Source organism: Arenimonas malthae CC-JY-1, assembly GCF_000747075.1.
GTDB classification, from domain to species: domain Bacteria; phylum Pseudomonadota; class Gammaproteobacteria; order Xanthomonadales; family Xanthomonadaceae; genus Arenimonas; species Arenimonas malthae.
The window spans coordinates 22,750-34,286 of record NZ_AVCH01000143.1 but is presented as its reverse complement, the minus strand read 5'-3'; the positions used below and the strand labels follow the sequence as shown (position 1 = coordinate 34,286).

The 11,537-nt window shown below is 59.9% G+C and carries 8 protein-coding genes; 7 read left to right on the top strand and 1 reads right to left on the bottom strand.

Translation table 11 applies throughout. The features are described from left to right. From N790_RS16395 to N790_RS16805, 3 genes are all read left to right on the top strand, one after another. The coding region (locus N790_RS16395; protein ID WP_211251960.1) for a hypothetical protein at positions 1-329 on the top strand (329 nt) is incomplete at its 5' end. Positions 330-333: 4 nt separating this feature from the next. Continuing rightward, positions 334-711 carry a hypothetical protein gene (locus tag N790_RS06225; protein WP_043802188.1) on the top strand — a complete coding sequence of 126 codons (378 nt, stop codon included), beginning with the start codon at positions 334-336 and terminating at the stop codon, positions 709-711. Between the two features lie 15 nt (positions 712-726). Beyond that, the gene (locus N790_RS16805) at positions 727-2,484 is read left to right on the top strand and encodes a TnsD family Tn7-like transposition protein (RefSeq protein WP_084062717.1); all 1,758 of its coding nucleotides are present in this window, start codon (positions 727-729) and stop codon (positions 2,482-2,484) included. Between the two features lie 44 nt (positions 2,485-2,528). Here N790_RS16805 and N790_RS16855 read toward each other — a convergent pair whose 3' ends face one another. Beyond that, the gene (locus tag N790_RS16855) at positions 2,529-2,666 is read right to left on the bottom strand and encodes a YgjP-like metallopeptidase domain-containing protein (RefSeq protein ID WP_084062715.1); all 138 of its coding nucleotides are present in this window, start codon (positions 2,664-2,666) and stop codon (positions 2,529-2,531) included. A 187-nt stretch (positions 2,667-2,853) separates the two neighbouring features. Between N790_RS16855 and N790_RS06215 the strand changes: the two genes are divergently transcribed. Genes N790_RS06215 through N790_RS06195 form a run of 4 tightly spaced genes read left to right on the top strand, consistent with a single transcriptional unit; the run spans position 2,854 to position 11,531 of the window. After that, a complete protein-coding gene (locus tag N790_RS06215; RefSeq protein ID WP_043802185.1) occupies positions 2,854-4,833 on the top strand; it encodes a type I restriction-modification system subunit M in 1,980 nt (659 codons plus the stop codon). Further along, the gene (locus N790_RS06210) at positions 4,830-7,055 is read left to right on the top strand and encodes a DUF262 domain-containing protein (RefSeq protein ID WP_043802182.1); all 2,226 of its coding nucleotides are present in this window, start codon (positions 4,830-4,832) and stop codon (positions 7,053-7,055) included. The genes N790_RS06215 and N790_RS06210 overlap by 4 nt, the downstream gene beginning before the upstream one ends. After that, entirely contained in the window at positions 7,052-8,488 is a 1,437-nt protein-coding gene (locus tag N790_RS15555; protein ID WP_084062714.1) for a restriction endonuclease subunit S, read from the top strand. The genes N790_RS06210 and N790_RS15555 overlap by 4 nt, the downstream gene beginning before the upstream one ends. A 22-nt stretch (positions 8,489-8,510) precedes the next feature. Next, complete coding sequence (locus N790_RS06195) at positions 8,511-11,531, top strand: type I restriction endonuclease subunit R (protein ID WP_052385737.1); 3,021 nt, start codon at positions 8,511-8,513, stop codon at positions 11,529-11,531. The last annotated feature ends 6 nt before the right edge of the window (positions 11,532-11,537 follow it).

The window sequence follows — 11,537 nt, the reverse complement described above, 5'->3', positions numbered from 1 at the left end:
CGGGGCGATTCACAGCCGCGACGCAGATCGGCTATGAGCAGGGTCTTCGGTTCCCGCCAACGGATTACACGGCTCGATTGCGTGAGCTCGGATTTGACGTGCACTTCGTGATGTTCGGTCAGGCCTCTGAGGACGAGGCCTCCGATCGCCTTGATTGGGAGCTGGTCGGGCGCATCGTCATTGCGGTTTCCAACTGGTGCCAGGCCCGCGGATTCGAAATGAAGCCCGAGAAGTTCGGTGAAGTCATTCGATTGATCTACAACGAGTACAGGCGAAAGCCAGCCACCGAGGTCCTCGACGTTGAGCGGATTCTGAAACTAGTGGCCTAAGCCGATGCAGGACGAGAAATTCGAAACGAAGTTGGCGCGTGCACTGGACCAGTCCCTCATTTTGACCGACGCCGCACGCAAGGCAGAGATCAACCGCGTGGCTGAGGAGCGACTCAGGGTGTTCGTGCGTATCACTTCTGGACGAAGAAAGGTTCGAGCGCGTGCGCGATTTGCATGGTTCTGCCTGTTCATCTTTCTGGCAGTAATTGCCATTGCGGCTTACATGCTGCTGGATGGTCGGAGGACTGACAGCTTGGTGACTGTCATGCTCTCACTTGTCCCGCTGCTTGGCGGTGGCTGGCACCTCCATCAAGCTAATCGGGAGGAGATAGGCTGGGCAAAGGAGCTGGAGCGACTGGGTGTGGCGGACGTCGAGCCCTAGCTGGGCTGCAGAGCAATGGGGCCAAGGTCACAGCCACAGCTGCTCGACTCGGCCAGGCATCTAGATTGGTTGCCAGGCGAGACCGTTTACAGTCTCGCGAGTCGGCATCACCGGCTCAGTGGCAATCTTTGCCCTCATCGCACAGCACGACAGCTCTTTGGGCATGCGCGGGGCGGCTATCCACACGACCTGCCCGCCGGGCTGGACCATCTGGCAGCTGCCTTCGACGGGCAGCTCGGGGATGCTCGCAGGATTGCACTTGCCCATACCATTCTCCCGGCTTTCCTCGTCGCGAGGTCGGAGGCGGACTGGGCCACCGCGCTGTCATCAATGCGCTCACCTCGATTGGGGTCGCTGAAGGCACAGTTCGGGCTCCTCGCAAGCGGGTTTGGTGCAATCTGTGAACTGAAGGCGTGTCGGGGTTGTATAGCTGAGGACACTGCGCAGCATGGGACGGCCTATTGGCGCGTTGATCACCAGATGCCCGGTGTCTGGGTGTGCGGTAGGCACCAAACGTGGTTGCTCTTCTCCATCTCCAACAGGGCGAGGCAGGGTCGGTTCGAATGGAGCCTACCCGAGGAATCTGATCTGACCCTGCCCGCAGGGCTCACCAGCCACGTGGACGAATGGCAGCTGGCGAGCATCAATCGATTCAGCCGATTCTCACAAGAATCAGCCGCGATGGCGGAGAAACCAGCCGGTTCCGGCGAAGCCTTTGCGGGGGCACTTCGAAGGGGGATGATCCGGGCTGGCTGGATATCGACATCCGGTCGGCTGGCGACGGCGGCTGTCGGGAAAGGGCTGAAGTCAGCGATTACTGCCCTATCGGCATTGCCCGAGTGGACGGCCGACACCCCTTCAGAGGCAACGTGCATCTCCAGGGTTCGGTCTGTCCTCAGCGAGCCGGGGCAGGGACACCCGCTAAAACTGCTGATAGTCGCTTCTTGCTTGTTCGAGTCTTGGTCGGATTTCTTGGATGAAGCAAAGCGTGAAGAAACGGCGACAAGACGTAGCGAGCTGGCTGAGGAGAAGCGCTTCCGAGCCCAAGATATTCGAGGAGATTTTCTGAAGGCGGCACAAAGAGCTGCGTCAGTCACAGAACTCGCCAAGGAGTTCAATATTGCCGTCCGAACAGCACAGACGTGGCTTGCTGACGAGGGGCGATCAACCCCTCGGCGTCCTTCGAAGATCTTGGGCGCGGCGCTGCTTCGGCTAACCCAAGGCTTGTCTGCAGGGGCTGACCCCTCGAGTCTCGCTGAAGAAACGGGGCTGTCAGAGTCCTCTGTGCGTAGAGTGCTAGGTACGACGGTTGGGCTGAAAGGGAAGTGGCTAGACGCCAAGGGGCGGGCATTGCGGCAGCAGAATCGTGCCAGGTGGCTCGCGGCGCTGAGTGTCGCGGCTCCCGGCGGCCCGAAGCTCGCCAGGGATCTGGATCCCAGTGCATATGCCTGGCTCTATCGGAATGACAGGGAATGGTTGGCTAAGAAAAATTCTCATCTGAGGCTGCCCGCTTCAGGAAATCGCCGGGCCTTGGATTGGGATGCTCGTGATCGAGCCCTGTGTAAGGCCTGCCGACTTGCAGCCAATGAACTAGCCACAAGAAACCGGGGGGCGCGGGTGGCTTTGGTGGACCTTGTACGGGTTGTGCCCGACCTGCGCACGAAGATCTGCAAGTTGGACCGGCTCCCATTAACCCGCTCCGCCATTCAGGACGCCGTGAGGGGAGACGTTCAACAGCTACCTCTGGAGCTCGTTGACGCCCGGGCGAGGTAGCCCCTCTGGCCCACATGCGTGCGCAGCTCCGGCTCAGGGCCCAGCTAGAGAAGGGTCGCTTCGAGACGACGTCTTCGCCGTTCCCAGTCCGGCACCACCTGGCCAAGCAGCTTGAAGAACCTTGCGTGGTGGGGGCGGTGTCGGGTGCGGCATAGATCGTGGCATCTCGCCCTATGAGACACCCCGACCTAGAATGGGGCGCTTAAGGGGAGGCTGCGCGCCGAATCGAATGCAAGCCTTTGATTTACAAGAGGCGCGAGTGTTCAAAGTCACGCCAATTTCAGCTTGTACTTACTGATAGTACGCGCCATCTGGCCGATCCGGCCGGCTTTTGGCGCTCGGCTGTTCAGAACTTAGGACACAAAACCAATGGATTCCACCCAACTCAGCTGGATCACCAACTTCATCTGGGGCATCGCTGACGACGTCCTGCGCGACCTGTATGTCCGCGGCAAGTACCGTGACGTCATCCTGCCGATGACGGTCCTGCGGCGCCTGGACGCCGTTCTGGAGGCCTCCAAGCCAGCCGTCCTGCAGATGAAGGCGAACCTGGACAAGGCCGGGATCGCCAACCAGGACGCAGCCCTGCGCCAGGCAGCCGGGCAGGCGTTCTACAACACTTCGCCCTTCACCCTTCGCGACCTGCGCAACCGCGCCAGCCAGGCCAAGCTAAAGGCGGACTTCGAGGCCTACCTCGACGGCTTCTCGCCCAACGTCCAGGACATCCTCGACAACTTCGAGTTCCGCAACCAGATCCCCCGGCTGTCCAAGGCCGATGCGCTCGGCACGCTGATCGAAAAACTGCTCGACCCGGCCATCAACCTCGGCCCGGAGCCCGTGCGCGAGGCCGACGGCAACATCCGCCAGCCGGCCCTGGACAACCACGCCATGGGCACGGTGTTCGAGGAACTGGTCCGTCGCTTCAACGAGGAGAACAACGAAGAGGCCGGCGAGCACTGGACCCCGCGCGACGCGGTCAAGCTGATGGCCCGGTTGATCTTCGATCCCGTGGCCGACCAAGTCGAATCCGGCACTTACCTGCTCTACGACGGCGCTTGCGGGACCGGCGGCATGCTGACCGTCGCTGAAGAGACCCTGACCGAGCTGGCGGCTAAGAACGGCAAGCAGGTCTCCGTCCACCTGTACGGCCAGGAGATCAACGCCGAGACCTATGCCATCTGCAAGGCGGACCTGTTGCTGAAGGGCGAGGGCGAGGCTGCAGACAACATCGTGGGTGGGCCTGAACACTCGACGCTGTCGAACGACGCATTCCCCGCACGCGAGTTCGACTTCATGCTGTCCAACCCGCCTTACGGAAAAAGCTGGAAAAGCGATGCTGAGCGCATGGGCGGCAAGGGCGGCATCAATGACCCCCGTTTCCTGATCGAGCATGCAGAGGACCCCGAGTATTCGCTGCTGACCCGCTCCAGCGACGGGCAGATGCTGTTCATGGCCAACATGCTCAGCAAGATGAAGCAGGGCTCCGCGCTGGGCAGCCGAATCGCCACCGTGCACAACGGATCCAGCCTGTTCACCGGCGACGCGGGGCAGGGCGAGAGCAACATCCGCCGCTGGATCATCGAGAACGACTGGCTGGAAGCAATCGTCGCCCTGCCGCTCAACATGTTCTACAACACCGGCATCGCGACCTACATCTGGGTGATGAGCAATCGCAAGCCCAAGCATCGCAAGGGCAAGGTGCAACTGATCGATGCCTCGCAGTGGTATCGCCCACTGCGCAAGAACCTGGGCAAGAAGAACTGCGAACTGTCCCCCGAGGACATCCAGCGCATTCTCGACACCTTTCTGGGCTTCAAGGAAAGCGAGCAGTCGAAGATCTTCAACAACGCCGCCCTTGGCTACTGGAAGGTCACGGTTGAGCGCCCGTTGCGCTTGGTCGGCATCGACCACGATCGCGCCTACAAGCCCGCTGAAATCAAGAAGCTCAAGGAAGCCGCCGAACGCAGCGAGTCCGCACCGCCGGTGATCCGCAAGGTGCACAAGAAGGGTGTTAAGGCCGATCCACTGCGCGGGTTGTTCGCGACCACCATCGACGGCAAACCGGCTGTGGTCGAGTACGAGCCGGATACCGACCTGCGCGACACCGAGCAGGTGCCGCTGCTGGAGGAGGGAGGCATCGAGGCCTTCCTCCAGCGCGAAGTGATGCCCTATGCGCCAGATGCCTGGTACGTGCCAGACAGTATCAAGACGGGCTACGAGGTCAGCTTCACCCGTTATTTCTACAAGCCGGCGCCGCTGCGCACGCTTGATGAAATTCGGGCTGACATTCTGGCTCTGGAGCGCGAGAGTGACGGACTACTGGCCGACATCGTTGGAGGTGCGGCATGAAGGACGCTCAGAAGCCTGACCATATCGGCCTGAACGCACTGGTCACCCGATTGAAGGAAGGCCGATTCGTCATTCCTGACTTCCAGCGAGAGTTCGAGTGGAAGCCTTGGGACATCGGCGATCTGATGCGCTCGATATTCCTCGATTACTACATCGGCAGCTTGCTGTTGTGGAAGGGCAAGAAGGAGAACTTCGACGCGCTTTCTTGCGAACACGTCTACGGCTATGACGGGGGTGACAGCAATCGCGAGCACATCGTGCTGGATGGGCAGCAGCGGCTCACGGCCATGCACTACGCCTTCATTGCGCCTGACGAGAAGCTGCCAGGTCGCAAGAAGCGTTACCTCTATTTCATCAGAGTCGATCGGTTCATGGAGGCAGGGGACGAAGACGCCTTTGTCTACGACTGGACCAAGTACGGCCCAAAATTGCTCGCAAATCCGCAGTCGCAATACGAGCAGCACATGTTTCCTCTGGCCATCGTGGGCAAGGGCGGATGGGCACTGCCGGACTGGTTCCGTGAGTACGAAGCCTACTGGTTGGCTCGGCGCGATGCGGCCAAGGCTGATGGTGACGACGAGGCAGCGGCCAAGGCATCCCGCCACGTTGAAGATGCGAAGGGATTCGGGGCACAGGTAAAAGACGTCACCGAGCAATACCAGATCGCCTATATCGAACTGGATCGGGATCTGGAAGTCGAAAAGGTTTGCGACATCTTCACCCAGATCAACAGCCGCGGGGTGAAGCTCGATATATTCGATCTGATGAATGCACTGCTGAAGCCCAAGGGGCTTCAGCTGAAGAGCCTGTGGCGCAAGGCCAAGCCGCGGCTGTCCTTTGTCGAAAGCGACAAGCTAAACGTCTATATCCTGCAGGTGATGTCAATTCTTCGGCAGACGTACTGCTCGCCCAAGTATCTGTACTACCTGCTGCCAGGGCAAGCCAAGCCCATCCGCGACGCAAGCGGCAAGATCACTCAGGAAGTGCTGATCGCAGACGAAGCGGAGTTTTCGTTCCGCTGGAAGTCAGCGGTGGATGCGATGGATTCCAGCATCGCCATGCTTCGGCATCCGCACGAGTTCGGCGTAACGTCGTCCCAATACCTTCCTTATGTGTCGATTCTTCCGGCCTTTTCGGCCTTGCAGGCACATGTCGCCAGCCTGCCGGCCATCCGCAGGTTGGATGCCCAGCGCAAGGTCCGCGACTGGTATTGGGCCAGCGTGTTCACGAGCCGCTATTCGGGGTCCGTTGAGTCCACAGCTGCGCGTGATTTTCAGGATGTGCGCCGTTGGATCGACGATGCAAACGACGAGCCCGCCCTAATCGCCGACTTCAAGCATCAATTCCGCAACCTCGAGCTTAGGAAGGAGACCAGGCGAGGTTCCTCGATTTACAACGGCATCTTCAACCTGCTTGTTCTGCAGGGCGCACGGGACTGGATGAAGGGGACCGTACCTGTGGCCGGCGACCTGGATGACCACCACATCGTCCCACGCGCATGGGCAAAGAAGCAGGTCGGCTCATTGGGCGACAGCATCCTCAATCGGACTCCGCTGACAGCCGAGACTAATCGCCATGTCATTAGCGATCGCTTGCCGAACGAGTACCTGCCAGAGCTGGTCGCCAACAACGGCGAGCAGCAGGTGCGGGACATCCTCGCATCCCATTTCGTCTCCGACAAGGCATTCGACATCCTGATGCGCAACCCGTTCACCCCGGAGGACTTCGAGGCCTTCATTGCCGAACGCCAGCGCACGATCCAGGAGGCTATCGAGACGCTGCTGGTCAAGCGCCGCCTGGACTTGCCTGTGGCCCTGCGGGAGCTGGACGAGGGCATTGAGCAGGTAGAGCTCCGCCTGCGAGAGGCGATCCGTACCGGGCTTGGCGACGATGCGGCGCTGGTGCCGAGCAACGTGGCAGACAAGGTGGATGAACGATTGCAGCGTGCTCTCAAGCGTAACGCCGCGATGGATGCAGACCATTACGCCAGGCTGGAGGGCCAATTGGAGTACTTCGATCTGCGTGAGCTCCAGGACACGTTAATCAACAAGCTGCTGTGGCCCCGCTTCGAGGCACGCTTTGGCACCAAGGAAGTGCTCAATACACGGTTTGGGCAGTTTGCCGAGCTTCGTAACGCCATCCGTCACAGCAGAAGCGTCGATGCCGTAGTTCGGAAGGAAGGCGAAGCAGCGCTCCTTTGGTTCCAGCAGGTGTTGGCATGATTGATGGACTCAAGCCCTATGCGGAGATGAAGGATTCTGGCGTCCAGTGGCTGGGCGACGTTCCTGCACATTGGAACATTGTCCCCGCCTTTGTTGCTTATAGCCCGCGCGATGTCCGCAACACCGGCATGGCCGAGAAGACCGTACTTTCCTTGAGCTATGGACGGATTGTCATCAAACCAGAGGAGAAGTTACGAGGACTGGTGCCGGAGTCCTTTGAGACCTATCAGATTGTCGAGCCGGGCAACATCATTGTCCGGACCACCGACTTACAGAATGACCGAAATAGCCTGCGGATCGGCCATGCCAAGGATCGTGGCATCATCACTTCTGCCTACCTCTGCCTGGAAACTAACAGTCAGGTTGAGAACGAGTTCGGTTACCAGTACCTCAATGCCTATGACCTGTTGAAGATCATCTACGGCTACGGGTCTGGTCTGCGTCAGAATCTTGATTTCAAAGACATCAAGCGAATGCCGGTGCTGCTGCCACCTAAAGACGAGCAAGTCGTCATCGTTCGGTTCCTTGACCATGCTGACCGCCGCATTCGTCGCGCAGTTGCCGCGAAGCAGAAGCTGATCCGGCTTCTGGAGGAACAGAAGCGGGCCATCATCCACCGCGCTGTGACCCGCGGCCTTGATCCCGATGTGCGCCTCAAGCCATCAGGAGTCGAGTGGCTTGGCGAAGTGCCAGAGCATTGGACTGTTCTGCCGCTCCGTCGTGTTTCCGTGTCGCGGTGCGATGGTCCATTCGGATCTGGACTCAAGTCCGCCCATTACGTGGACGACGGCGTTCGTGTTGTGCGGCTTCAGAATATTGGGCATGCCGAGTTCAAAGGATCTAGCGCAACCTATATTTCGGCGATGCACTACGCTTCTCTGGGTGATCACTCCGTGCTTTCAGGTGACATTCTGATTGCCGGCTTGGGCGATGACAGGCATCCCGCTGGGCGAGCATGTGTCGCGCCATCTGGAATTGAACCGGCAATGGTTAAGGCAGACTGCTTTCGTTTTCGCGTTGACGAGAATCGATTGCTCCCAGATTTTGCGGCTCTGCAACTCACTGCAACGGCAGTCGGCGCCTCAGCGGCCTTGTCAACCGGCGCGACACGCCAACGAACGAACCTACAAAGTACGGCGGGGCGCGCTATTGCACTGCCACCCATCGAGGAGCAGAAACGGATTATTGAACGTGTTACGGACGCAGTAGCTCCCATCCTGAAAACCAGAGCTATTCTTAATGGCGAGATGACCCTGCTTCGCGAGTACTGGATTCGTCTCGTTGCCGATGTTGTCACCGGTAAGCTCGATGTTCGTGAAGCTGCCGCCACTCTTCCCGAGCTGGCCGATCCCGCAGATAGCGAGATCGATATCGACGAAGAGAACGAAGTGGAGTCAATGGAAGAGGGCGCGGCTGAGGATCAAGCCGCATAAGCAGGATAAGACTGGAGGATTAATGGCAACGGACACCACCGAACGCGGACTGGAAGACCTGATCGTCGGGGCGATGACCGCCACGACTGAGCGGCCCGATGGCATCGCATCGGCGCATGGTCTGTACGCCAGCGGCGGTTGGATTCTGGGCGACTGGCGCGACTATGAGCGCGAGTACGCTGTCGACCTCAAGCAACTCACGGAGTTCCTGCAGGCATCGCAACCGGTCGTTGCCGAGGCCGTTCAACTGACCGAGGAGGGCCCAGCCCGGCGCAAGTTCCTGGCGCGGCTGCAGGGCGAGATCACCAAGCGCGGCGTAGTCGATGTCCTGCGCAAAGGCCTCCAGCATGGCGCCCACCATCTCACCCTGTTCCACGCTTCGCCGACACCCGGCAATCTCAAGGCCGAGGAGCAGTTTGCGCTCAACCGTTTCAGTGTGACCCGGCAGGTGCGGTACAGCCGCGAGGCCACGCAGCTCGCGCTGGACATCGCGTTGTTCATCAACGGCCTGCCGGTGGCCACTTTCGAGCTAAAAAATAGCCTGACCAAGCAGACCGTGGCCGACGCGGTTGAGCAGTACAAGAACGACCGCGACCCGCGTGAGTTGCTGTTCCAGTTCGGTCGCTGCTTGGTGCACTTCGCCGTGGATGATGCGCAAGTGCAGTTCTGTACCGAGCTAAGGGGCAAGGCGTCGTGGTTCCTGCCTTTCAACAAGGGCTGGAACGACGGTGCCGGCAACCCGCCTAACGAGCACGGGCTCAAGACCGACTATCTGTGGAAGCAGGTTTTAACCCATGCCGGGTTGACGAGCATCATCGAGAATTATGCGCAGATCGTCGAAGAGAGGGACGAAAAGACAGGGCGGGTCAAGCGCACCCAGATCTTCCCGCGCTACCACCAGCGTGATGTCGTCATGGCCTTGTTGGCTGATGCGAAAGCGCGCGGGGTGGGGCAGCGTTACCTGATTCAGCATTCGGCCGGCAGCGGCAAGTCCAACTCCATCGCCTGGCTGGCCCACCAGCTAGTTGGGTTGCAGCAGGAGGCCAAGGATCAGCCAGTGTTCGACTCGGTGATCGTGGTGACCGACCGCCGCATCCTGGACAAACAGATCCGCGACACCATTAAGCAGTTCGCGCAGGTGAAGGCGACGGTCGGGCATGCCGAGCATTCCGGCGACCTGCGCCAGTTCATCGCCGCCGGAAAGAAGATCATCATTACAACCGTGCAGAAATTTCCGCACGTGCTGGACGAGATCGGGAGCGAGCACGCAGGGCGCCGCTTCGCCATCCTGATCGACGAGGCGCACTCGGGGCAGGGTGGCCGCACCGCCCTGGCGATGAATCGGGCCCTGGCCGGCAACGACGAGGATGAGGACGAGTCCACCGAGGACCGCATCAACACGTTGATGGAGGCGCGCAAGCTACTGCCCAACGCCAGCTACTTCGCCTTCACCGCAACGCCAAAGAACAGGACCCTGGAGCTGTTCGGCGTGCCCGTGCCTCAGACGGATGGGACCGTAAAGCATCGGCCCTTCCACAGCTACACCATGAAGCAGGCGACCGAGGAGCGTTTCATCCTTGATGTGCTTAAGAACTACACACCGGTCAATAGCTACTACAAGCTGATCAAGAAGATAGAGGACGACCCTAAGTTCGACGCCACGCGGGCGAAGAGGAAGCTCCGGCGTTACGTTGAGAGCCACGACCACGCCATCCGTCTCAAGGCGGAGATCATGGTCGACCACTTCCATCAGGACGTACTGGCGCGTCAGAAGATCGGCGGGCAAGCGCGGGCGATGGTGGTCACCAGCGGCATCGAGCGGGCGATCCAGTACTACCACGCGATCACCGAGTACCTGATGGAACGGAAGAGCCCGATCCGCGCCATCGTTGCATTCTCCGGGGAGCACGAATACGGCGGGAAGAAGGTAACCGAGGCTTCCCTCAATGGGTTTGCCTCCAGTCTGATCGCGGACCGGCTTACGAAAGATCCGTACCGTCTGCTGGTGGTCGCCGACAAGTTCCTGACCGGTTACGACGAGCCGCTCCTACACACGATGTACGTGGACAAGGGTCTGTCTGGCATCAAGGCGGTGCAGACGCTTTCGCGGCTCAATCGGGCGCACCCGAAGAAGAGCGAGGTATTCGTCCTCGACTTCATGAACGACGCAGACACCATCAAGGCCTCATTCGAGCCCTACTACCGCACCACGCTGCTGTCTGACGAGACAGATCCGAACAAGCTGCATGACCTGAGGTCCGCACTCGACGGTTACCAGGTCTATTCACCTGAGCAGGTGGAAGGCCTGGTAGACCTGTTCCTGGCCGGCGCGCAACGCGACAAGCTGGATCCGATCCTGGACGCCTGCGTCGCCACCTACAACGAACTCGACGAAGACGCGCAAGTCGACTTCAAAGGCAAAACCAAGGCTTTCATCAGAACCTACGCTTTTCTCTCCGCCATCCTGCCGTACACGCAGGCGGACTGGGAGCGCCTGTCCATCGTGCTCAACCTGCTCGTGTCCAAACTCCCGGCCCCGAAGGAGGAAGACCTGTCGCGCGGCATTCTGGAAACCATCGACATGGACAGCTACAGGGTTGAAAAGCAGGCCGCCATGAAGATCGCCCTAGCAGATGCGGATGGATCACTAGATCCCGTGCCGGATGGCAGTGGTGGCGGCATGCGCGAGCCTGACCTCGAGCCATTGTCCAACATCCTCAAGACCTTCAATGACCAGTTCGGCAACATCTCCTGGCAAGACGAGGACAGGGTCCGCAAGTTGATTACCGAGGACATTCCGGAGCGAGTGGCCGCGGACACCGCGTATCAGAACGCCCAGGCCAACTCAGGGGCGGCCAATGCGCGTATCGAGCATGACAAGGCGTTAGGCCGTGTACTGATCGAGCTGATGAAGGACGACACGGAACTGTTCCGGCAGTACAGCGACAACGATAGCTTCAGGAAGTGGCTTGCGGATTCCGTATTTGGTATGACCTATCGGAAGGGGTCGGCACAAGGGAACCAGTCTGCGTCAGGGCTCTAGATATCG